This is a genomic window from Rossellomorea sp. NPDC077527 (genome assembly GCF_044542955.1).
In the GTDB taxonomy this organism is placed as follows: Bacteria; Bacillota; Bacilli; order Bacillales; family Bacillaceae_B; genus Rossellomorea; species Rossellomorea aquimaris_E.
This window is the reverse complement of sequence record NZ_JBITVL010000001.1, coordinates 449,204-470,676: the sequence shown is the minus strand read 5'-3', so window position 1 is coordinate 470,676 and position 21,473 is coordinate 449,204. Positions and strand designations below refer to the sequence as shown.

Below are 21,473 nucleotides of genomic sequence, written 5' to 3'. Positions count from 1 at the left end.
AAAAGGAGGAGGAAAACATGAATAAGGTATCTATGTCCACGCTTGAAGTATGTTCCATGATGCTTCTTTTTCTTACTGGAAGTACCATTGTGGTCGGCCTGAACTTCACCGCCATGGAAGACAGCATTTGGGCCGTTGCGATGGAAATTGGATTTGGGATCATCTTATTCTACTTCTATCTTCTTATCGTAAAGAAAAGCTCATGGAAGGAATTTGTGCCCCTATTGCAAATGGGGTTCGGTTCCTTTTTGGCCAAGATCATTGCTTTCATTTTTAGTTTTTACTTTCTTTACATAGCAGCCAGGGTCATGAATGACTTTGCCTTTTTCACTACTCAGATTCTTTATCCCGATGCCCCAAACTGGATTGCTTCTGTTCCTTTTTTGCTCATTGTCGGCTATAGTGTGATGCTTGGGATCGAGGCGATTGCGAGAAGCGCAGTGATCATGACCTTCTTTTCCTTTTTGATCCTGGTCATATTGTGGCTGCTCGGTTTCTTCTCGGAAGAATTTCAGGCACGGTACCTGCTCCCTCTTTTCTCACATGGTTGGAAACCAATCAGGACCATGATTTTCCCGACAGGACTGACTTTTCCATACGGAGAACTGGTCGTATTTCTCGTGTTGCTTCCATTCACTGCCCAAAAAGAAAAGCTGCAAAAAGTCGTTTGGATTCCAATCGTCACTGCCGGCGTGATCATTATGATCACTATGGAACTGGTCATCGGGATCCTGCATGCTCCCTTCGCCAACACCTATTACTTCCCTTTTGTAAAAGCGATGGAATTGGTCACATACTTAGGGATCATCGAGCATATGGAAATCTTCACCTACCTCCTGTTAATCGGAGGAGGTTTCATAAAAGTCTCCGTCTTCATGTATGCTGCACGAGTCGTCCTCACCCAGCTGTTCAAAATGAAACAGAAGAATTGGCACGTCTTCCTCTTAATGGCGGCCGTGTATCTCCTGTCCCTCCATCGAAGCCGAGACATTGCCGAGCATTTATATGTTGGTTTGAAGCTTGTCCCATATTATCTTCATATTCCGATTCAATTCGTCCTGCCGTTTCTATTGGGGGTGGTCGTGTTTTGGAAAACGAGAAAGGGGAAGGGAGAACAGCGTTCAGGATAAAAAAAGCCAAGGGGACAGGCACCGTGGACCGGATTGGTCCGTGGTACCTGTCCCCTTAGTACGTTGGTGGGACTTCATGATGAAGGGTTTATCGGCGATATTTTGGATATCGGCGATATTTTAAATTTAACGGCGATATCTGGATTTTATCGGCGATATCTCAATTTTAACGGCGATATCTCAATTTTAACGGCGATTTCCGGATTTTATCAGCGATATCTCAATTTTAACGGCGATTTCCGGATTTTATCGGCGATATCTCAATTTTAACGGCGATTTCCGGATTTTATCGGCGATATCTCAATTATATCTACGAAACCCGAATTATATCAGCGAAATCTCAATTATATCAGCGAAACATCCAATATTTCATCTGTCCCCATCCTACTCCACTACACCCAATCCCCACTTCAAATATCCTATTAACAACTCCGTCTGCTCTTTCAGCTGAATCGTCTCAGAATCCAGAATGGCATGATCCATTGCCATCCCATCTATATGGGAGATGATAGCCTTTGCCATCACCTCTGGATCAAACCTAGGAGAGAACTCCCCCGCTTTAACACCTTCTTCGATGATGTTGACAGTCATCTGATACGCCTGAGCAAATCGTTTCCTCGCGTGTTCCTTCTTCCTCTCATCATTCCGTCCCGTGATGAAGTATTCAAGCTTGGAAGGGGCGAGGGCATCCATCTCATTCGTTGCCTTCTTACTTTCCCCGAGAAAGCTCATAAGCAGAACGTCCCAATAACTCCCTTGCTGTTTCAGCATCGCCTGGACGCTTCCCTCGATGACCTCCACCTGCTCTGCTTCGATCAAGGCTTCAAAGAGATCCTCTTTATTTTCAAAGTATTGATACAATCCGCCCCTGCTGACACCTGCCTTCTCCATGACGTGCTTCATCGTGGTGTTTTCATATCCATGCTCGATGAAAACGTCACGGGCGGCCTGCAATAAGTTAGAGCGGCGCTGCTCCTTGTGTTCCTGACTGACTTTCGGTGACATCTGGCTCCTCCTCTACTTTATTTTTAACTGCGATAGATATGAAGAATAATACGATCAACAATGACCCGGTCACGATAAAGGACGGGATAATGCCGATCAACGTGGCAAGGGCTCCCCCGGCCAGCGGACCTATGATCGTCGCCGTTGTCGTCGTGCTGTTGACGACGCCGAATACCCTACCCGTCATGTGAACGGGCGTTTTCTCCTGGGTCGCTGCCTGAAACGGGATGAAGACGAAGCCGGCAGATGCTCCTGCCATTAGACCAAGAGCGGGCACCCAGAGCATCGACAAACTCAGGTCAAAATACGTCAGAACCCCCATCAATCCAAATCCAAGACCGATCCCAAGCACTCCGATACACATCAAGACAAAAGCATTGTACTCGGTTTTCCTTGAAAGATAAATTCCTGTTAGCAGCATCCCGACACCTGCACTCGACACCAAATACCCGAGGAGATTAGGTGAAACGTCCGTCAATTGACGAAGCAAAACAATGAACTGTGAATCCGATAACTGCAGAATCAATAAACTGACCCCCAGCAAAAACAATCCATATAATAAGAAGCTGCTTTTCTTAATGAACGAAAATCCGACTTTGACTTCTTCTTTGAAGGAAGGTCCGTCCCTCTTCTCGACTTCTACTTCTACTTCCACTTCCTTGACGGCTTTCGGCAACAGGAAGATGAGGATTGCCGATAGGAAGAAGGTGGCGGAATCCAGATAAAAGACGTTGTATGTGCCGATCAGTGATACGAGGATCCCGCTCACAAGTGGACCGATGACCTTAGTGCCTGAATCGATTGTAGATGAAAGCGACATGGCCCCTTTGATGTTCTCGTTGGCCACCAGTTCCTTCAACTTCCCATTCTTCGCTGGAATGAAGACCGAGGAGAACATCCCCGTCAGAAACAAGCATCCATATACCATCCACACATTCGTCGCCAGGGTCAGGAGCAGAATCAATACACCCCTCACCACATCGGAAAACACCATCAGCGTCTTCCGTTCCATCCGGTCAGCAATTGTACCCGTGACCGGTCCAAGGAGAGCCATCGGCAATGCCAGACTCAAAATGATCAATGACATCTGCATCGGTGTTGCTTCCCATTTTAACCCGACCAGCGTAATGATCGCCACAATACTCAACCAATCCCCAAGACCCGAAATGGCCTGTGCCGTCATCAGTGTGATGAACGATTTGTTTTTTCGTAAAGAGTTCTCCATTTGAATCTCCCCTTTTAAAATGACATTAGTGTCGTTTTGTTAATCTCATTATATCGACACCAGTGTCATTTTGCAACCTACTTTTTAAAATTTTCTAAAAATAATCAATAAACCCACTCTTCATCATAGTGAAAAGGAGATCTTCTTATTCCTCAATCAGTATGTCTGACTTTACTCCACCAGCAGCACTCCATAATAATATCCTGCATCCTGAAGCGCTGCCTGCATTTCGATATAATTCGTAACCGCAAAATAAACCGCACCACAAGCCAGAAAGGCAATGAACAATCTCAATTTCCAAAAGATATTCCTTCTTTTTTTATAAAGTATCCATGCTATAATCCCGACAAAAACAAAATACCCAGCCGATGCCACCAGAGTAAAACGGTGAACTTCTGCTTCACTCACAGCTTCCCGAAAACTCTCCACATATCCTTTATTCTCACTGTTTTGCTTGAACGTCTTCTCATGTTTCTCAGAACCAATTTCCCAAAATATCGTACGGTCTTCCTTGATCATTTTATAATGGAAACCACCCGCACTTCCCTCTACTATAACCTTTGATGTAGCAGCATTGACCTGCATAGGAAACAAAGCGAGCAGGAATACTATTATCATTGCGTTTTTGAACATGAAAATCCCCCTTTTCTAAATATAGAAGCTTTTCCCTTGACAAAAAAACGTAAATATATAATAATGAATATCGAATTAGAATTATTACAATCTGTTAATGATTCTCAATCAAACACCACTACTTAGGAGGAATTTACACTATGTCATTAATCGGTTCACAAGTCGTACCATTTAAAGCAGAAGCATTCAAAGATGGTGAGTTCATCACTGTTACAGACGAAAGCCTAAAAGGTCAATGGAGCATTTTCTGCTTCTACCCTGCAGACTTCACATTTGTATGCCCGACAGAACTTGAAGACCTTCAAAATAACTACGAAACACTTAAAGAGCTTGGCGTAGAGGTATATTCTGTTTCTACGGACACGCACTTTACACATAAAGGCTGGCACGACAGCTCTGAAAAAATCGGTAAAATCAAATACGCAATGATCGGTGATCCGTCTCAACGCATCACTCGCGGTTTCGATGTACTTAATGAAGAAGATGGTCTTGCTGACCGCGGAACATTCATCATCGATCCAGATGGTGTCATCCAAGCAGTTGAAATCAACGCTGGCGGAATCGGCCGTGACGCAGACATCTTAGTAAGCAAAATCAAGGCTGCACAATATGTACGTAACAACCCAGGCGAAGTTTGCCCGGCTAAATGGCAGGAAGGTTCTGAAACTCTTAAGCCAAGCCTTGATCTAGTTGGTAAATTATAAGGAGTGCTACGCATGCTCGAAGCAGATATTAAAGCACAATTAGAACAGTACCTGCAGATGATGGAAGGCGACATCGTCCTGAAAGTCAGCGCAGGAGAAGATGACATTTCAAAGGATATGGTGGCTCTTGTTGATGAGCTATCTTCCATGTCATCACGCATCAGTGTTGAACACACTGAACTGACAAGAACACCTAGCTTCAGCGTGAATCGTCCTGGTGAGGAAACCGGCATCATTTTTGCCGGGATCCCTCTTGGGCATGAATTCACATCCTTGGTTCTAGCCCTTCTTCAAGTGAGCGGCAGAGCACCGAAAGTGGATCAAAGCGTCATTGACCAGATCAAGAGTGTCAAAGGCGAACACCACTTCGAGACGTATGTCAGCCTAAGCTGTCATAACTGCCCTGATGTCGTGCAGGCACTGAACATCATGAGTGTCCTGAACCCGAACATCACGCACACGATGATTGACGGAGCTGCCTTCAAGGAAGAAGTGGAACGCAAGAACGTTATGGCAGTCCCTGCTGTCTACCTGAATGCGGAATTCTTTAACGGTGGGCGCACGAGCTTAGAAGAAATTTTATCTAAAATTGTAGAAGGTCCAAGTGCCGATGAGCTATCGGATAAAGACCCATATGACGTCCTTGTCGTAGGTGGCGGTCCTGCTGGTGCCAGTGCGGCTATTTATGCTGCACGTAAAGGAATCCGTACAGGAATCGTCGCAGAACGCTTCGGTGGTCAGGTCCTTGACACGATGAGCATCGAGAACTTCATCAGCGTGAAGCAGACGGAAGGTCCTAAACTTGTGGCGAGTCTTGAAGAGCATGTGAAGGACTATGGCATTGATGTCATGAATCTTCAGCGTGCAAGCCGCCTCGAGAAAAAAGACCTTGTGGAGCTTGAGCTTGAAAACGGTGCTGTCCTGAAGAGTAAAAGTTTGATCATCTCAACAGGTGCACGCTGGCGCAACATCGGCGTTCCTGGTGAAGAGAAGTTCAAAAACAAAGGAGTGGCATACTGCCCTCACTGTGACGGACCTCTGTTCGAAGGGAAAGATGTCGCTGTCATCGGCGGAGGAAACTCCGGTGTCGAAGCAGCCATCGACCTTGCAGGAATCGTCAAGCACGTAACGGTCCTTGAGTTCAACTCAGAACTGAAAGCCGACGACGTGCTGCAAAAACGTCTTTACAGCTTGCCGAACGTGACAGTGATCACGAACGCTCAAACGCAGGAGATCACGGGTACGGATAAGGTGAACGGCATTACCTACACCGAGCGTGATACTCGTGAAGAGAAACACGTCGAACTGCAAGGCGTATTCGTCCAAATCGGTCTTGTTCCTAACACAGACTGGCTCGGCGATCTTGTAGAACGCACGAAATTCGGTGAAATCATCGTGGACAAACACGGTGCCACCAACGTCCCTGGCGTATTCGCCGCAGGAGACTGTACAGACAGTGCCTACAACCAAATCATCATCTCCATGGGATCAGGAGCAACCGCTGCACTTGGCGCGTTTGACTATCTGATTCGGAACTAACTGGACATATGATGTTGGATATTAGAGGTCCGTCCCTTGAAACAAGGGACGGACCTTCTTGTATTCAGGACAACTTCTTACGAAACGAATAACACCATTTCTCATATCCCAGTTTTTCTTCATAAAATCTGTGGGCATCTCTTCTTGCAAGTCCAGACTCCAGGGCCACATACTCTACCCCGAGTTCACCTGCCAATCGATGTACATACTCTAATAACAGCTTTCCATATCCCTTGGAACGGTGGTTGGGTGACGTAATCAAATCATAAATGTAAATATGATGTTTGTTGTAAAAATTGACACGCTCCCCGATGCCGGTGAGGGAAACGATCTCTTCATCCACATACAAAGCGAATAAACGATACCCCTCTTTCCCCATCTCCCCGAACAATGCCAGATACGTTTCTTCCGACAAATCAGTACGTAACTCATGCATAACCGGGTAGGCTTGAATTATTTCACTCCGAGTTTGAAGTTCTTTAATGGTTTCCATCTCTCATCCCTCTTTATGAATCATCTATAAAAATCAAAATGCCAACTGCATTCTAGTAAATTTTAACATATCCACAATCCATTAGTTTCTAAAATAATTGAGGGACGGACCTCTGTTTCACCGAAACAGAAGGTCCGTCCCTCCGATTTTATTTTCCCAATACATATGTTTTGTAGCCGCCGCTCAGATTGCTGACTTGGAAACCGTTGTTGGTGAGGATTTTGGTTGCAAGATATCCTCTTAATCCTACTTGGCAGTTGATGTAGATGTGCTGCTGTTCAGGGAGTTCATCCAACCTGTCCCGCAGCTGTCCGAGTGGAATATTAACAGATCCCATGATGAAGCCACACTCTCTTTCTTCCGGCTCCCTCACGTCCAGGAGATACCCGCCTTTTTTAACGATGTCATCAATCTCGTGATGATGCACAACGCTCAGTTCACCATCGACAACATTTCCTGCTACATACCCTGCCATGTTGACTGGGTCTTTGGCAGATGAATAAGGAGGGGCATAGGCAAGCTCAAGATCGGCCAAGTCCCATACCTTCAACTTCCCTTTGATGGCGGTTGCGATGACGTCGATCCGTTTCTCCACTCCCTTGTATCCGACGGCCTGGGCACCGAATATCTCACCTGTTTCAGGATGGAATAGTAATTTTAGAGAAAGCTGACTTCCTCCTGGATAGTACGTTGCATTGGAGTTTGGATGAATGTGCACCGCTTCATATTCTATTCCAAGGCGATTCAACACTTTTTCATTATTACCTGTTGCCGCCACGGTCAAATCGAAGACTTTAGCAACGGATGTTCCGAGACTGCCTTTATACTCTGCAGCTTTTCCATTGATATGATCTGCAGCTAGTCTACCCTGACGATTCGCCGGCCAAGCAAGCGGTATCATCGCAGGAACTCCCTGTACATAATCCTTCACTTCAATCGCATCCCCGATAGCGTAGATGTCAGGGTCATCGGTTTGAAGATGGGAATTAACCACAATCCCTCCGCGTTCACCAAGTGTAAGTCCCGCTTTCCCGGCAAGTTCATTTTCAGGTCTGACCCCGATGGACAGAATGGTCAGGTCACTGTGTAATTCCTTTCCGCTTTGAAGGACGATGGTACGTCCGTTATCTTTAAAGGCTTTCACTCCATCATTTAAGTACAAATCCACATCGGCATTCTTCAGTTCACGGTGGACAATCGCTGCCATTTCATAATCAATCGGTGCCATCACCTGGTTCCCTAGCTCCACCACCGTCACGTTGACTCCCCGATGATGCAGGTTTTCAGCCATTTCAAGGCCGATGAATCCTCCGCCGATGATCACCGCTTCTTCCGGTTTCGTTTCATCGACCCATGCTTTGATTCGGTCTGTATCAGGGACGTTGCGTAGAGTGAAGACATTTTTTGCTTCCTCTAGACCTTCTAGTGGTGGAACAATTGGACGCGCACCGGGAGAGAGGATTAGTTTATCGTAGCTTTCTTCATACATCTCTCCCGTTTCCACTTTCTTAATTGAAACGGTCTTACGGTCACGGTGGATCTCCACTACCTCACTAAGGTTTCGAATATCCAAATTGAACTTCTTGGACATCCCCTCCACAGTTTGAACCAATAGTGCCTCTCTGTTCGTAATGACCTCCCCGATATAATACGGTAGCCCGCAATTAGCGAAAGAAATGTATTCTCCTTTTTCCACCATGATGATCTCATTTTCCTCACTTAAACGGCGAAGCCTTGCTGCTGCAGTGGCTCCCCCGGCAACTCCACCCACAATCACGATTTTCTTCTTCATGACCCTTTCCCTCTTTCCGAATAAAGTTTGTTAAGTGTTTCACAAATCATCCAATAAGTATTCCTTACACTTTTATTATATGACTCTTTTTCTGGAAATCAATATACCCCTGCGTGTATATTTTGTGACACATTGAGGTACGGACCTCCATTCGCATCAAATACTCATACACTCAAGCCTGTGTGGAGGTCCGTCCCTCTCTATACACCCTATCCATTGTTCCAAACCTTACTTCATAGGTCCGTCCCTCTATCAAACTCCAGCACGATGCCGGCTTTGTCGTCGCTTTTTTTGAATCGTGGGTAGGTGATGCATTGGGGGTCTGTTTCTTCTAGGTTGATGAGGTCTTGGGCATATTGCTTGATTCCTTTTTGGAGGACGCTTTCGGCTGTGTGTTCCCAGTAGGATTCTCCTTCTGGAATTGATTCCGCCGGCAGGAACAGTCCGTCCGTCATCAGGATTAGATGGGTAACGCCCACCTTATTGATCTTTCCGTATTCGAAATAGTCCACAGCTTCCTCTTCCCCATTCAAAACACCATACCCTTCTACCGTATTACTCTTCTTTCGGTTGGCGATTAACTGTTCTTTCACGTGAGGTATGATGTCATCCCTGGTCCTGAATCCCCTTCGGATGCACTCCCTCCATATTTCAATTGCATACTCTTCCAAGTGCTCGACCTGAAGTCTTGTTAAGGGACGGACCTCTCCGCTCTCATACACGGCGAGGATCATGCAGTCCCCTGTTTGGATGAACTCGATCCCGTTCTCCACTAACCGAACCACAGCAACGGCGGTCCCCCAAAGATCATCTTTATTCTTGAGCTCGATTCCATATTCCCTCATTTTGTTATGTAAACATTCATTACTCTTCGTTAAAATTTGAAGCAATGACTGATTATCCAAATCACTGGACTCCATATGTTCTTTTACCATGTGGGAAGCCATATACCCACCCGTCAGGTTCTCTTCTAAAATGAACGGCACTAAAGAAGATACACCGTCTGCGACTCCGAATAATGATAGCTTCTCATTCATAATCAACGCGTCTTCGTTTAAAGGTCCGTCCCCTTTAATCGTGATGTGATGTAATTTCATGTGATTCCCTCCTAGTAGGTTGTGTAATCAACTTCTATCATTCATTTCCGGATATGTAAATCAATTGTCTTATTGAAACCTACACCTCCCATATTACACGTTTCCATTATATTCTGATAAAAAATTGTCCTATTACGATCGCATTTACCCCTCTGCCTTTTCCAACTATCGAACATAAAAACACCATTTCAGGCAACCATAAAAGAAACACTAACTGAACGGCGGGTGAGCCATGAATGAGTTCTTCAGACAAACTATCAACGATCATGAAAGAAAATATCGAAGCAATAAAAGCCGCCGTCTATGAGGCTGAAGATTTTAAGATCAGGGATTTAACCTTTCTGAATACCCCTTGCCAACTCATTTATATTGATTCTTTAGTGGATAAAAACTTAATAGAACGAAATATTATCGAGCCGCTCCTGAACTCCCAGGCAGAAACAATCCCGGAAACGGTCATTAATAGCGCAGAATATAGCAGGACAAGCGATTTAGAATCCACAGTGAAAAGTCTACTCCAAGGAAGCTGTGCTCTCGTTGCAGAAGATGACCCTACCGCTCTTTTGATACCTGTTGGTGCAGATAATGAAAGAGCCATCCAAGAGCCTCAAAACGAGCATACCATCACAGGGGCCCATGATGGATTTACAGAAAATATGAACAAGAATATCTTCTTGCTCAGAAAAAGAGTGAAAGATCCCAGCTTCCAAATAAAAAGTTACACTCTCGGATCTAAAACCAATACAAAAGCATCGATTGTGTATATTGAGGAATTGGTGGAGCATGATCCTTTAAACGTCTTATTTCAAAGAATGGACAGCATAGATGTAGGAGAAATCCAATCAACCGGGGAGCTAGAAGAATTAATCGAGGATAATCGTTATTCCCTTTTCCCACAACTACTGACAACAGAAAGGCCTGATCGTGCATCCTCCTATTTATTAGAAGGGAAATCCATAATCATAGTCGATGGAAATCCTAACGTCCTCATCTCCCCGATCGACTTTTTCAGTTTTTATCAATCACCTGATGATTATAATAGCAGGTGGCTGATTGGATCTTTCTTCAGACTGATCCGGATTTTCAGCTTTTTAGTAGCACTTTGTTTACCTGCCATCTATATTGCGGTCGTATCTTTTCATTCAGAAGTTCTTCCTCTTTGGATTTTATATGCGATCAGGATTCAAATTGCCTACGTGCCGCTTCCACCATTGTTTGAAGCCATGGCGATGCAGCTTGTCCTCGAGCTGTTGAAGGAAGCCGCCATTCGTCTTCCTTCGCCTATCGCCCAAACAATTGGGATCGTCGGCGGGTTAGTCATCGGAACGGCCATCGTAGAAGCCGGTTTTGTTTCCAACACGATGATTGTCGTCATCGCACTTACGGCCATTGCCTCTTTCGTAGCACCTGTCAATGAAATGGGAACAGGTGCCAGAATTATGGCTTTTCCGATCATGCTAGCCGCCAATACGTTTGGTTTCTTAGGAATTGTTCTCGCCCTTACCGTCGTATTGATCCATTTATGCCGATTGGAGTCGTTCGGAAAGCCTTACCTGCAGCCAGTTGCACCATTACATTTAAGGGGACTGAAAGATTCCATCATCAAAACCAAGAAGAAAAATCATTCCTTAAAACAAACATAGGAAATTTAGATAAGGAAAGTGTGGAATTGCCCATGTCAAAGACAGAATCCCTAACGAACGTGCAAATTTTCTTTCTTATGGTTCAAACCCAAGTCGGGTTCGGCATTCTGACATTGCCAAATGTGTTGCAAGCGACCAGTAAAGGAGACGGCTGGATGTCAGTCCTTTTGGCAGGATTGGTGATCCAGTTGTTTCTAGTCATCATTTGGCTGTTATTAAGGCGGTTTCCCCAATTGACCTACCCCGAAATCAACACATTTTTACTTGGAAAAATGACGGGGACTTTTGTCAATATCATTATCTATGTTTATTTTATTCTGGCCGCGGCATTTGTCTTATTACAGTATTCAACCATCATCAAAGAACATCTGTTATTGGACACTCCTTATTGGGTCCTCGGGCTTGTCATGATGCTGACTTGTACCTATTTAGCCATTAGTGACATCCGGATCATCGCCAGGTTCTTTGTGCTCATATCCCTTCTCATTGTAGCTAAATTCGGGTTCTCCTTTTTTTCGTTTTCTTTGCCTATGGACCTCCATCATATTCTTCCTCTGGGGAGCAGTGGCATGAAGAACATTATTCTCGGAGGTAAAGATTGTCTGCTATCCGTATTAGGATTTGAAATCATCCTGTTTTTATATCCACTTGCCTCCAAGAAGGGAACCACGTTTTTAAAAGTGGTCACATGGGCCAATGTCTTCGTAACAGGGTTGACCTCCTATTTTGTGATGCTCTGTATATTGATTTTCAGCGAATCGGCCTTGGATAAAATCAAATACCCGGTTATCTATTTTTTGCGTCCACTCCATTTTCAAATGATTGACCGTCTTGACATGCTCTTTGTATCCATCTGGATTGTGCCCCTGGCAGTATCGATCGTCATCTTTATACATTTAGGCGGTAAAAGTCTCACATTCTATAAAGGGAAACCTCAACACCTGGTCATTATGAATAGCGCATTAGTTTTCGTTCTATTTACCATTGCAAAAAAAGATCCAGCTTCCCAAAAGCTGTATTCACTTACCTTAGAATACTTAAGCTATGGTGTCGTATTCACCATTCCAGGCCTGTTGCTATTACTTTCATTCCTATTTAAAAAGCACGGAAAGGAGGTATCCTCTTGAAAAAGATTCCCATTTTGTTCATTGCGATGTTCTTACTGTCAGGGTGCTGGGACCAAAATCAGTTAAAAGACAATCGTCTTGTGAACGGCGCTAGCTTTGACGTAGCAGAAGAGTCCGATGACATCCTCGGAACAGTAAGGGCGATTAATGTTCGCAGTTCTGGTGCAGGGAACCTCGACGTGAAGGATGAATTTTACATATCTGAAAGTAAAACCGTATCGGAAATCGAAACGGATTTTCAAAATAAAGTATCCGGCAATTTGGACGTGGGGAAAGCGTTTATTCTGATTATGGGGGAAGATCTGGCCAAGACAAAAGGACTGACTCCCATAGTTGAACCGATTATTCGCTCCACCCATGCGTATATTTCCTCTCGAATTCTGATAAGTGAGGGATTGGGGAGCGATATTCTCTCTTTGGATATTCAAGATAGCCCTATCGTATTTCAGATTGATAACCTGTTGACCGGTGGTGTCAAGGATGGCTATATTCCTGAACATACGGTGTTTACAGCTTGGAATGAAATATCAGACGACACAAAGGATATCATCATTCCTTATATTAAAAAAGATAAGGGGGACAACCTGAAGCTTGCGGGTTCTGCTTTATTCAATGGAGACCAATTCAGCGGGCACACCCTCTCCACCGGTCAGACCTCGCTGCTCTTACTATTACGAAATGATATTAAGAGAGGAACGAAGCTAAGCATCGAATCAGATAGGTTAAGCCAGCCATTAGTCATTGCCATTGAAAAAGCCAAGACAAATATAGAAGTAACAAAAGATGGTGAAACAGTGATCTGCACGATTACCACTGACTTTAAAGCCAGGATCGTAAGTTACTATGAAAACAAAACCAATAAATCAATCAACACCCTCAATACCATTGCCTCAAAAGAACTGACCAAAAATACGAAAGAACTAACCGACTTATTACTAAAAGCCAATAGTGACGCTTTAGGTGTCGCAAAATATCTCTCTACAAACAATTATGAATCCTGGAATCCTGACACGTGGAAACAAGATTACCAACAAGTGGTCTTTAAACCAAAGGTTCGCGTTGATATTATTGAGACTCAAAGTCTCCAGTAGAAGGAAAACGGCCAAATTTCCTTTGGCCGTTTTTACATTCAATCATTCGTATAGAGTTTGATCACTTAATCGGCACAACATCCCTATATAAAAACCGATCTTTATTTGTCAGATAATCCGGCGTCACCCGCTCCTCTCCCAGCTCGTACGGAATCGGACATTCAAAATTCGGTCCGTCAAACACAAACGTGTGAAATTCGCCATTTTCTCCGCAAACATCGCAGCTTTCAGGATAATCTGTTAGAAAATCCTCATCATATACTCTTCCCGCGAAGGATCGATCCAGCTGCTCCAGATCGACGCAGGTAAGAACGGTTTTGAACCCAAGTTCGATAAATTCACGTCCCAGTTCTTGGACAGGTCGACCCCAAATAGGAAAGACCGGTGTAATCCCCGTTCCTTCAAGCATCTCTTGCCGATACGCCTTCACATCCTCGAGATGAATATCCCCGAAGATCATATGAGTGATTCCGTCATCAAGCATGCCGGAGACCGCCTTTCCCATCCGTTCCTGGTACACCTCATTCGGGCAATCTTGCGGAATCCATACTTCCCTGAGCGGAATGCCAAGGGCCTTCGACTGCTGCTTTAACATTTCATAGCGGACACCGTGAATCGATACACGGTCGAAGCCTTCCGTGAGTGTGACAAGAAGTGAATCCACCTCATAATCGGGATTTTGCTGAATTTTATATAATGCCAGGGTGGAATCTTTTCCACCACTGTAGGCGATGACTGTTTTCATATGGGACCTCCGTTTTTTCGAGTTTTCTCACTATTCATTATTCCAAACCCTGTCTTATAACTCAAATAAAAAAAGCCGGAGTGTGCTTCAGCCTTCAGTTGATGATTTTTTCTATAAATCGTAATAGATCTCCCTGTACTTAGGACATCACTCACCACTTTTTACCGTTTTCATCAGTAAAAATGCCTCTTTATGTTAAAAAACGATAACTTAGTAACCGAAATACTGGAATCTTCCAGCCCTTGAAGGTCCATCAACCACCTGCACATCCATTTATCAGCGAAATTCGGATTTTATCGGCGAAATCCACAATATAACGGCGAAATTTTCATTTTATCGGCGATATTTCAAATTTATCGGCGAATTACCCTATTAAGAGGGACGGACCTCCAATCTCCAAGCAAACGAACTCTCACAAGCCCAATTTGAGGTCCGTCCCTCTAGCAAGTCCTCTCTCAACTCCCGTCTCGATGTAACTTCTGACTAGCTTCCAATTGTAATCTTCATTCTTGAAGGTATCGAAGAATAGGTTGCCGGTTTCCATCGGTTTACTATCGAGTACGATGGTGGCAAACAAGACAGCCATGACCTCATCTTCTTTCATGGGTATGACCGCCACTTCCCGGATCTCCCATGCTGCACCCTTCCCTTTCACGAAATCAAATCCCTGCCTCCAGCCTTCGATTGATTCCGCGTATCCGAATGCCTCCATTTCTCCATCCCTGACTTCCCGCGCTTCATATTCAGTAGAAATATATCTCTCCAATTCTGTGAGTGACGATTTCTCCCAAGCTTGTAAAAATGCATCTAGAACGTCTCTAAACGATTGATTGTCCATGATAACCTCCTAAACTTCGTTCCTACCAATTATTTCAAATCACCCTATTAATCTCAATCCCCATAAAAAAGAAGCCTGACTTATTCAGTCAAGCTTCCATACTCATCTAAGTATTTACCGATTTCTCGTCCCTGTGCAGAGTATCTTTCATACCCGTGTGAGGAAAATTCTTCACCACATGCAGAATTCGTCACCTGGAATTCATCAAATACTCTCTCTTCTCCATCGGAACTAGTCACTGCTCCACCCCCGCTATGGTAAATGCAGTCATCTTCAAGAAGCGTTCGATTTCCTTCTTCATCCACATAGTAATATTGATTTTGACTGATTTGAAGAATTTGGTTCTGAGTAGATGTTTGATAAAGCCCGTACCGTTCAATATCCGTACGCATGAGCGTGGGTAAACTCTCGATTTCTACAGGGACCACGGAGAAATCTCCCACCTCTTCAAGGGCAGGACGATTCTCTATCCCATAGAGGATGACAACCGTCCCCTCAAAACCTTCGGGGATCAGATACTGAGACTTGATTCCCTCTTCCCTATCCATACCAGGTATCCAATTCACAGCCACAATCACGACTGCCAATAAGAAAATAACACTCAATAATTGCAGATAAAATCGCTTGTTGTCACGATCAACCCCCGACGAATCCTTCCTTTTCAACCATTCATCAATGAAGAAAAAGATCACCGCACAGATGACCGCAAACCAGGCAAACCCGTCGATGACAAAATATGTAACGCCCCCAAAGAACGCGTGGATAAAGCCAGCAGCCAACATCCGCCCCTTCGACATCCTTTTCGTCAACCAATCAGAAAGAAGAGATACGGGAATACCATATGCCATGTTTCCTGCCAGGGAATAGATCAGGACAATTGGAAAAATCCAGAGCCCGCCGTCCGTAATACTTATGATCATCATGAATGTAGAGAGAATCAGACTTGTGTAAAGTGCCGGTTTGATTTTATTCATGGAAGCAACCTCCCAATGAGATTGTGAACATTTTCACATTATAACTTTACCATATATTGTGATTATCCTCAATTAAAATTACACGAATTTCCTATTCCACTTCACCATCACCAACATCACTAATCCATGAATCATTGAAACAAGCACTAACATCGCATAAGGAGACAGTCCATCCCAAGCATCCACTATATACTGTTTGTCGGAGGATGCGATGACCACGATTCCGATCACGAGCAGAAAGAAGACCTGATAAAATACCATCGGGTACAGTCCCCTTTTATAAAAATTTCCTTGAGGATACCAGATCGAAACGAATAGCCCATTCAGCAGCACTGATCCAACAGCAGCAATAAGAATCGTTTTCCACGACAAAGTATTGCTAAGGATGTCAGTGAAAACAAATATACATAGATTCATAAGCAGTACACACATAAAGGAAAATAGAATCTTCTTCATTGGACTCCCCCATTCCAATCCATTTGTACGTTTGACGCACAGTTCATTAGTGTAATTTTACACTTAATGGAGATTATTTCCAAGCGTTTTTTTTTGAAATGATATATAAAAACAAACAAAAGACCTGTCATCAATCCCTGACAGGTCTACATTTATTCCCGAAACGATCCGGCTGCTAGATTTAATTGTTTGAGTTATTCGATCCGCCAGAATTACTGGATTGTCCGCCTTTCGCCCCGATTTCCTGATAGAATTTCTTGTTATGATTCTCTGAAGTTGCTTCTCCACCTTTTTCACCGATCTCTTGGTAGAATTCTTTGTCGTGATTTTTCGCTGTTTGTTCTCCGCCTTTGCGGCCAGCTTCTTCGTAACTCATTTTGTTTCCGTTATTGTTACTGTTAGACATAAATAAAATCCTCCTTAAGTTTAGTAAAATGGTGTTGTACGATTGTACATTGGTTATATACCTCGTGATTTTAATAATAAACAGATTTGGGTTCTTTTAACATATATGTAATTTAATTTACACTCAACAAGCAACTGAATAGAAGTGCTTTCCGGGGAGGTGTATGATGGGGGTACAAGAATCGATTAAAGGAGACTTGCTTTATGGAATACATCAAGCGGGGAACATCAGCCTTTAAGAATACAAATCTCGCTTTGTTTGCTGGCGGGTTCAGCACTTTTGCCATTCTGTGGGGGACGCAGCCTCTGCTTCCGGAAATTGCTCGTGAGTTCGATGTTTCACCTGCAATTTCTAGTCTTAGCCAGTCTTCCACCACCATCGCCCTCGCCATCAGTTTATTAATTGCGGGATCGCTATCGGATGTGTACGGACGGAAATCCGTGATGACCTTCTCTTTACTAGCGTCTTCGATCCTTGCCATCTGTACGGGATTCGCCACGGGGTTTCACACGCTTGTAGCCGGACGCATTCTACAGGGGATCACGCTTGCAGGACTACCAGCTGTTGCTATGGCATATTTAGGAGAGGAAATTGAAGCGAAGAGTCTCGGGATGGCGATGGGACTATACATCAGCGGAAACTCCATCGGCGGAATGTCGGGACGAATCATCAGCGGTGTCCTCACCGATTATTTCAGCTGGCACTTCGCACTGATGGGAGTGGGGATCATCAGCCTGCTTTCGAGCATTATTTTCATGACCCTGCTTCCCACATCCAAGCATTTCAAACCCCAGACCTTCAAACTGAAATCATTGGCAGGTTCCCTGTTCAGTCAGTTCAAGGTACCTGGGCTCACGTTTCTCTTCACAATCGGATTTCTGTTGATGGGCGGATTCGTCTCCCTCTACAATTACATCGGATTCGAGCTGATCGCACCGCCCTACTCCCTCAGCCAGACCGTCGTCGGTTTCATCTTCATCGTCTATATCGTCGGCACGTTCAGCTCGACCTGGATGGGGATGCTGGCGGATCAGTATGGAAAAAAGAGAATCCTGCCTTTATCCCTGGTCATCATGCTAGCAGGCGTCGTGACAACCTTGCATCCAAACCTTTTGATAAAAATTATCGGGATTTCCGTCTTCACGTACGGTTTTTTCGCCGGCCACTCGATTGCAAGCAGCTGGGTCGGACGCCTCGCCGTCCACGACAAAGCACAGGCTTCGGCACTTTATTTATCCGCCTACTACGCAGGCTCAAGTATCGGCGGTACCGTCAGCGGAAGCTTCTATCATCAATGGAACTGGCCGGGTGTCGTGTGGATGATCGTGCTCCTCTCCCTAATTTCCATTGGGATATCCATGAGGCTCGGGAGAAGAAAGCTCCCGGGAACAATATAAAAGAGGACTTCCCAAGAAGTCCTCTTCTCTCATTCACCCTTTCACTCCGGCATCCGTATTCCACCATATAAAATCGCACTGACCACTAAGCATGTTAACCCAACCCATAATTGTTTCATCTCGACACACCCTATCTTCCAAAAAACTCCGGCAAATGAACCCCCAGATCGAACAGAGCGCTCGTTACAAGGAGGATCAAGACCGGGATGAGACACAGAATCAGGATCAGGTTCCAGGTTTTGTTGGAAGAACCCTCCTGTTTTCGTTTTCGATATAACCTTTGAATCCGCTTACGCTTTTCATTTATATGCCTCATCATGTGTCCCTCCTTCATGATGGTCACTTTAGAATCCGCTCCCCATCAACGCAACCATAAACAACACAATAAAAAGGATGAACCCAACTGGAAGCACCACCAGAATCACGGCCGATGCCTTCCTCCAAAAACCAGGTGCACTATACCAAGATGCAAAGGCTGCACCGGCATACCCTATTGCGATGATTCACACCCATAGATGTCCGATTTGTTTTCCAACGAGGGATTGTAAGATCAAGAACGTGACCAATAAAATGAATATTGATAAGAGACCTAAATATTTTCTCATTTCGCCCTCCATTCATATTGAATATCCGGCAGATTTTCTTCATTCTCATGACCCCTGCCGATCACCGCAAATCCGTTCTTTTCATAAAACCTCTGTGCGTTTTGATTTACTTCAAAAGTGTAAAGAGTCAAACGCCCGCTGGACTTCGCTTTCGCTTGATCCAGTAACATCTGCCCGATTCCCAACCCTTGATAATGACAGTGAATGTAAAGCTGATTGATTTCCGTATCATTATATGCGACGATCCCGACTACTTTTCCATCCAGCATTGCCAAATCGATTTCACATTCCTCCGGCAGGATATGGGTTAAAAAATAAATGTGACTGTCCACGCTATGTATTTCCTTTTGGCCAATGGCCCTTTCTTTACTTTCCCGCCACATGGCTACGGTTTCTTCGGCATACTGCCGGCTGAAGGGAATAATGTCTGCTTTCATCCATGCACCTCCTCATGAGTCTTTTGTGTATTGAAAAGCAAGGCTTGATAATATGAAGGACAATCCCATAAGAATAGGTGTCACAATAAACAACATCGCCATATCCGTTTTAAAGTTCCACGGCACGAACTCCTCCCATAAAAATGCCGTCCCCTTCCATAACACGATGAAGATAAACAGCGTGAAGACAAGATATATGAGCCTTTCCACCAATCGTTTCATCATGGCCTAAAGCATCAGGGAGTAAAAAGAATAGAATAAAGCGATAATCCCCCTTACCATGCCAAGACTTTTCACGTTCTTTGCATTATCCAGCATAAAAAAAAGGCCCGTACAGAGAAAAGCAATGAAGAATCCGAGTTTAAATTGGAAAATCCCTAATACACAACCTGCCACACCAATCATTTGAAAAATCATAAGCCAATTCTTTTTCAATTTCATATAATGCTCCTCCAGAACCCTATTTTCCCTTTCTTAAAACCGTAAAAATCAAAAAGGAGATCAAAATTAAAAAGACGATGCCGACCCCACTCAGGATGTCGAAGATGCCGTTTACAAGATAGACCATGCCTTTCTCATCCCCTTCTTCTGTTTTTCCTAATTATTTCAAATATTGAAATCTTTCTCAATCTTTTTTGTGCAAAAAGAGAGCTTAACCGCTATAGGTAAGCTCCTTCCTTTATTCTTCCGGTATGATCCTCAATTTCTTAAGCACCCTTAACGTTACATTTTTCACTTCTTCCAGATTGACGACACAATAACCTTTATTAATAAACATAAAAGCGACCTTCTCCCTCCGGTGAAGACTCCGTTATACATAATAACAGAATCAAGATGATATTGACTTTGTATTTATTACTGTCGTTTATCGACAAAAGAAAATGATTAATTAGATCGTCGGTATGGAGCAAGGGTAAGAAAAGTAGTCGTCAAATATAAACAGGAAAATAGTTTCATGGTAAGATTTCTAACACTTTTTTACACGAGTTTCTTTTATTTACTTTAGATACCTCATGAATACTATTTGAAACAAAGTTTACTTTTTATAAATATAGCCTCTATCTTTTACAGAACTGGGACTAACATATTTAGTACGTTGCAAATTCCAATTTGCCTCTTAGGAAACCAAAGTTTTATAGAATAAGATATATATTTAAGGATTATTTAAGGTCGTTTTTTAATATGTTAAATATTTAATATGGTAATATTTATAATTGTTGTAAATAAAATGGATAAATGGAGGATGTTTAAATGATTAAAAAAGCTTCTTTAACCGGATTAGCATCAGTAATGCTAGTTTCAGCAATTGCACCAGGTGTTTCTGCATCAAATGGAGAAACTCAAAAACTAGAAATTAATGAAACTGAAAACATGAACGAGCTTAATTTAACTGGAATAGAAGGGGACGTCGTTATTACAGAAAAAGAAAAAGTAAAATTTGAACAATATGTTAAACTTAGAGATAATTCGGAGTATATCATTAGTGATGAAGCCAAGGTCAAACTAAGTAAACAAGAATACGAAAAATTACAGTCTGTCCTTGATGATACTAACATTTTCATAAGTAATAATTATGGGAACATAAACATTATTGATCCTAATCAAGAGAGTATAAAAAAAGATTCAGATAAAATGATGGTAAGTATTGCTGCTTTTAAAAATGGCAAAACAGATGTTGATACATTCTGGTGGGGAGTAAGAATATATCTTAGTAAGTATACAATTCGGGCTATTGGAGCTGGGGTAACTATTGGGGGTATATGGGTACCAGAACCATTAATAACAAAAATTTTAGCTACTCTCGGAGTAGTAGTTGCTCTTTGTCCCGGTGGAATCCAATTTGATATGAACTGGCTTCAAATCAGTCAAATACCAAATCCTTCCATACCTTTATCTAGTAAGTACAAAAATGCAAAATTCCAATAAAATATAAAAGGTTGGCGATAATAAATGCTTAGCTTTGTTAAAAAAAATTTTTTGAGGTTTATAACGACGCTAATCCTAATCACATTATTCCTTTTATCAACAGAGGGATATATTAGTCACTATCTGGATTTGGGATTATTATTGTTCACCCTGCTCGCTTTTTTTATTATCCAAAATTATTTGGATAATAAAAAATAGTTTTATTTCAAA

General features: G+C 43.3%; 21 protein-coding genes and 1 pseudogene. 8 read left to right on the top strand and 14 right to left on the bottom strand.

Annotation, left to right across the window (positions count from 1 at the left end; genetic code table 11):
• Window positions 1–17: 17 nt before the first annotated feature.
• The gene (locus ACIGG7_RS02350; RefSeq protein WP_397548631.1) at window positions 18–1,130 is read left to right on the top strand and encodes a GerAB/ArcD/ProY family transporter; all 1,113 of its coding nucleotides are present in this window, start codon (window positions 18–20) and stop codon (window positions 1,128–1,130) included.
• A 384-nt stretch (window positions 1,131–1,514) separates the two neighbouring features.
• Here the strand turns inward: ACIGG7_RS02350 and ACIGG7_RS02345 are convergent, their stop codons facing one another.
• The 3 genes from ACIGG7_RS02345 to ACIGG7_RS02335 all read right to left on the bottom strand — a co-directional run bounded on the left by ACIGG7_RS02345 (window position 1,515) and on the right by ACIGG7_RS02335 (window position 3,993).
• Window positions 1,515–2,135 (bottom strand): TetR/AcrR family transcriptional regulator, encoded by a 621-nt coding sequence (locus ACIGG7_RS02345; RefSeq protein ID WP_397548630.1) that lies wholly within the window; start codon window positions 2,133–2,135, stop codon window positions 1,515–1,517.
• Window positions 2,089–3,360, bottom strand: a complete 1,272-nt coding sequence (locus tag ACIGG7_RS02340; RefSeq protein WP_397548629.1) for an MFS transporter — start codon at window positions 3,358–3,360, stop codon at window positions 2,089–2,091. Before ACIGG7_RS02340 ends, ACIGG7_RS02345 begins: the two co-directional genes overlap by 47 nt.
• Window positions 3,361–3,531: 171 nt before the next feature.
• Window positions 3,532–3,993 (bottom strand): geobacillin-26 family protein, encoded by a 462-nt coding sequence (locus tag ACIGG7_RS02335; RefSeq protein ID WP_397548628.1) that lies wholly within the window; start codon window positions 3,991–3,993, stop codon window positions 3,532–3,534.
• A 140-nt stretch (window positions 3,994–4,133) separates the two neighbouring features.
• Between ACIGG7_RS02335 and ahpC the strand changes: the two genes are divergently transcribed.
• Complete coding sequence (ahpC, locus tag ACIGG7_RS02330; RefSeq protein WP_034761584.1) at window positions 4,134–4,697, top strand: alkyl hydroperoxide reductase subunit C; 564 nt, start codon at window positions 4,134–4,136, stop codon at window positions 4,695–4,697.
• A 12-nt stretch (window positions 4,698–4,709) separates the two neighbouring features.
• The gene (gene ahpF / locus ACIGG7_RS02325; protein ID WP_397548627.1) at window positions 4,710–6,236 is read left to right on the top strand and encodes an alkyl hydroperoxide reductase subunit F; all 1,527 of its coding nucleotides are present in this window, start codon (window positions 4,710–4,712) and stop codon (window positions 6,234–6,236) included.
• Window positions 6,237–6,300: 64 nt separating this feature from the next.
• Here the strand turns inward: ahpF and ACIGG7_RS02320 are convergent, their stop codons facing one another.
• The 3 genes from ACIGG7_RS02320 to ACIGG7_RS02310 all read right to left on the bottom strand — a co-directional run bounded on the left by ACIGG7_RS02320 (window position 6,301) and on the right by ACIGG7_RS02310 (window position 9,618).
• On the bottom strand, window positions 6,301–6,729 hold the full coding sequence (locus ACIGG7_RS02320) for a GNAT family N-acetyltransferase (protein WP_397548626.1): 429 nt from the start codon (window positions 6,727–6,729) through the stop codon (window positions 6,301–6,303).
• 148 nt (window positions 6,730–6,877) lie between these two features.
• Window positions 6,878–8,521, bottom strand: coding sequence for a CoA-disulfide reductase (locus ACIGG7_RS02315; RefSeq protein ID WP_397548625.1), 1,644 nt, complete (start codon window positions 8,519–8,521; stop codon window positions 6,878–6,880).
• 233 nt (window positions 8,522–8,754) lie between these two features.
• Window positions 8,755–9,618 carry a protein phosphatase 2C domain-containing protein gene (locus ACIGG7_RS02310; protein ID WP_224942283.1) on the bottom strand — a complete coding sequence of 288 codons (864 nt, stop codon included), beginning with the start codon at window positions 9,616–9,618 and terminating at the stop codon, window positions 8,755–8,757.
• Window positions 9,619–9,854: 236 nt separating this feature from the next.
• Between ACIGG7_RS02310 and ACIGG7_RS02305 the strand changes: the two genes are divergently transcribed.
• Genes ACIGG7_RS02305 through ACIGG7_RS02295 form a run of 3 tightly spaced genes read left to right on the top strand, consistent with a single transcriptional unit; the run spans window position 9,855 to window position 13,479 of the window.
• On the top strand, window positions 9,855–11,261 hold the full coding sequence (locus ACIGG7_RS02305; RefSeq protein ID WP_397548624.1) for a spore germination protein: 1,407 nt from the start codon (window positions 9,855–9,857) through the stop codon (window positions 11,259–11,261).
• Window positions 11,262–11,293: 32 nt separating this feature from the next.
• Entirely contained in the window at window positions 11,294–12,388 is a 1,095-nt protein-coding gene (locus tag ACIGG7_RS02300) for a GerAB/ArcD/ProY family transporter (RefSeq protein ID WP_397548623.1), read from the top strand.
• Window positions 12,385–13,479, top strand: a complete 1,095-nt coding sequence (locus ACIGG7_RS02295) for a Ger(x)C family spore germination protein (RefSeq protein ID WP_397548622.1) — start codon at window positions 12,385–12,387, stop codon at window positions 13,477–13,479. The genes ACIGG7_RS02300 and ACIGG7_RS02295 overlap by 4 nt, the downstream gene beginning before the upstream one ends.
• Before the next feature lie 61 nt (window positions 13,480–13,540).
• On the opposite strand, the gene ACIGG7_RS02290 is transcribed toward ACIGG7_RS02295, so the two are convergent.
• The 5 genes and pseudogenes from ACIGG7_RS02290 to ACIGG7_RS02270 all read right to left on the bottom strand — a co-directional run.
• Window positions 13,541–14,224 (bottom strand): adenine nucleotide alpha hydrolase, encoded by a 684-nt coding sequence (locus ACIGG7_RS02290; RefSeq protein ID WP_224942279.1) that lies wholly within the window; start codon window positions 14,222–14,224, stop codon window positions 13,541–13,543.
• Window positions 14,225–14,636: 412 nt separating this feature from the next.
• A complete protein-coding gene (locus ACIGG7_RS02285; RefSeq protein WP_397548621.1) occupies window positions 14,637–15,062 on the bottom strand; it encodes a nuclear transport factor 2 family protein in 426 nt (141 codons plus the stop codon).
• A gap of 80 nt (window positions 15,063–15,142) precedes the next feature.
• Window positions 15,143–16,036, bottom strand: coding sequence for a DUF6843 domain-containing protein (locus ACIGG7_RS02280; RefSeq protein ID WP_397548620.1), 894 nt, complete (start codon window positions 16,034–16,036; stop codon window positions 15,143–15,145).
• A 78-nt stretch (window positions 16,037–16,114) separates the two neighbouring features.
• Window positions 16,115–16,492: a hypothetical protein gene (locus ACIGG7_RS02275; RefSeq protein WP_397548619.1), complete on the bottom strand. Its 378-nt coding sequence runs from the start codon at window positions 16,490–16,492 to the stop codon at window positions 16,115–16,117.
• A gap of 211 nt (window positions 16,493–16,703) precedes the next feature.
• Window positions 16,704–16,898: pseudogene (locus ACIGG7_RS02270) on the bottom strand (KGG domain-containing protein); the annotation flags it as partial.
• Between the two features lie 203 nt (window positions 16,899–17,101).
• On the opposite strand from ACIGG7_RS02270, the gene ACIGG7_RS02265 reads away from it, so the two are divergent.
• Window positions 17,102–18,295 carry an MFS transporter gene (locus tag ACIGG7_RS02265; RefSeq protein ID WP_397548618.1) on the top strand — a complete coding sequence of 398 codons (1,194 nt, stop codon included), beginning with the start codon at window positions 17,102–17,104 and terminating at the stop codon, window positions 18,293–18,295.
• Window positions 18,296–18,425: 130 nt separating this feature from the next.
• On the opposite strand, the gene ACIGG7_RS02260 is transcribed toward ACIGG7_RS02265, so the two are convergent.
• The 3 genes from ACIGG7_RS02260 to ACIGG7_RS02250 all read right to left on the bottom strand — a co-directional run bounded on the left by ACIGG7_RS02260 (window position 18,426) and on the right by ACIGG7_RS02250 (window position 19,778).
• Complete coding sequence (locus ACIGG7_RS02260) at window positions 18,426–18,614, bottom strand: hypothetical protein (RefSeq protein ID WP_397548617.1); 189 nt, start codon at window positions 18,612–18,614, stop codon at window positions 18,426–18,428.
• Between the two features lie 282 nt (window positions 18,615–18,896).
• Entirely contained in the window at window positions 18,897–19,337 is a 441-nt protein-coding gene (locus tag ACIGG7_RS02255; RefSeq protein ID WP_397548616.1) for a GNAT family N-acetyltransferase, read from the bottom strand.
• Window positions 19,338–19,565: 228 nt separating this feature from the next.
• The gene (locus tag ACIGG7_RS02250) at window positions 19,566–19,778 is read right to left on the bottom strand and encodes a hypothetical protein (protein WP_397548615.1); all 213 of its coding nucleotides are present in this window, start codon (window positions 19,776–19,778) and stop codon (window positions 19,566–19,568) included.
• 810 nt (window positions 19,779–20,588) lie between these two features.
• Between ACIGG7_RS02250 and ACIGG7_RS02245 the strand changes: the two genes are divergently transcribed.
• Window positions 20,589–21,263, top strand: a complete 675-nt coding sequence (locus ACIGG7_RS02245) for a hypothetical protein (RefSeq protein ID WP_397548614.1) — start codon at window positions 20,589–20,591, stop codon at window positions 21,261–21,263.
• Window positions 21,264–21,473 lie beyond the last annotated feature (210 nt).

Bases quoted from the DNA above. Each gene is read 5' to 3' on its own strand.
- ACIGG7_RS02350 (WP_397548631.1), top strand. From the start codon at position 18: ATGAATAAGGTATCTATGTCCACGCTTGAAGTATGTTCCATGATGCTT.
- ACIGG7_RS02345 (WP_397548630.1), bottom strand. From the start codon at position 2,135: ATGTCACCGAAAGTCAGTCAGGAACACAAGGAGCAGCGCCGCTCTAAC.
- ACIGG7_RS02340 (WP_397548629.1), bottom strand. From the start codon at position 3,360: ATGGAGAACTCTTTACGAAAAAACAAATCGTTCATCACACTGATGACG.
- ACIGG7_RS02335 (WP_397548628.1), bottom strand. From the start codon at position 3,993: ATGTTCAAAAACGCAATGATAATAGTATTCCTGCTCGCTTTGTTTCCT.
- ahpC (WP_034761584.1), top strand. From the start codon at position 4,134: ATGTCATTAATCGGTTCACAAGTCGTACCATTTAAAGCAGAAGCATTC.
- ahpF (WP_397548627.1), top strand. From the start codon at position 4,710: ATGCTCGAAGCAGATATTAAAGCACAATTAGAACAGTACCTGCAGATG.
- ACIGG7_RS02320 (WP_397548626.1), bottom strand. From the start codon at position 6,729: ATGGAAACCATTAAAGAACTTCAAACTCGGAGTGAAATAATTCAAGCC.
- ACIGG7_RS02315 (WP_397548625.1), bottom strand. From the start codon at position 8,521: ATGAAGAAGAAAATCGTGATTGTGGGTGGAGTTGCCGGGGGAGCCACT.
- ACIGG7_RS02310 (WP_224942283.1), bottom strand. From the start codon at position 9,618: ATGAAATTACATCACATCACGATTAAAGGGGACGGACCTTTAAACGAA.
- ACIGG7_RS02305 (WP_397548624.1), top strand. From the start codon at position 9,855: ATGAGTTCTTCAGACAAACTATCAACGATCATGAAAGAAAATATCGAA.
- ACIGG7_RS02300 (WP_397548623.1), top strand. From the start codon at position 11,294: ATGTCAAAGACAGAATCCCTAACGAACGTGCAAATTTTCTTTCTTATG.
- ACIGG7_RS02290 (WP_224942279.1), bottom strand. From the start codon at position 14,224: ATGAAAACAGTCATCGCCTACAGTGGTGGAAAAGATTCCACCCTGGCA.
- ACIGG7_RS02285 (WP_397548621.1), bottom strand. From the start codon at position 15,062: ATGGACAATCAATCGTTTAGAGACGTTCTAGATGCATTTTTACAAGCT.
- ACIGG7_RS02280 (WP_397548620.1), bottom strand. From the start codon at position 16,036: ATGAATAAAATCAAACCGGCACTTTACACAAGTCTGATTCTCTCTACA.
- ACIGG7_RS02275 (WP_397548619.1), bottom strand. From the start codon at position 16,492: ATGAAGAAGATTCTATTTTCCTTTATGTGTGTACTGCTTATGAATCTA.
- ACIGG7_RS02265 (WP_397548618.1), top strand. From the start codon at position 17,102: ATGGAATACATCAAGCGGGGAACATCAGCCTTTAAGAATACAAATCTC.
- ACIGG7_RS02260 (WP_397548617.1), bottom strand. From the start codon at position 18,614: ATGATGAGGCATATAAATGAAAAGCGTAAGCGGATTCAAAGGTTATAT.
- ACIGG7_RS02255 (WP_397548616.1), bottom strand. From the start codon at position 19,337: ATGAAAGCAGACATTATTCCCTTCAGCCGGCAGTATGCCGAAGAAACC.
- ACIGG7_RS02250 (WP_397548615.1), bottom strand. From the start codon at position 19,778: ATGAAATTGAAAAAGAATTGGCTTATGATTTTTCAAATGATTGGTGTG.
- ACIGG7_RS02245 (WP_397548614.1), top strand. From the start codon at position 20,589: ATGATTAAAAAAGCTTCTTTAACCGGATTAGCATCAGTAATGCTAGTT.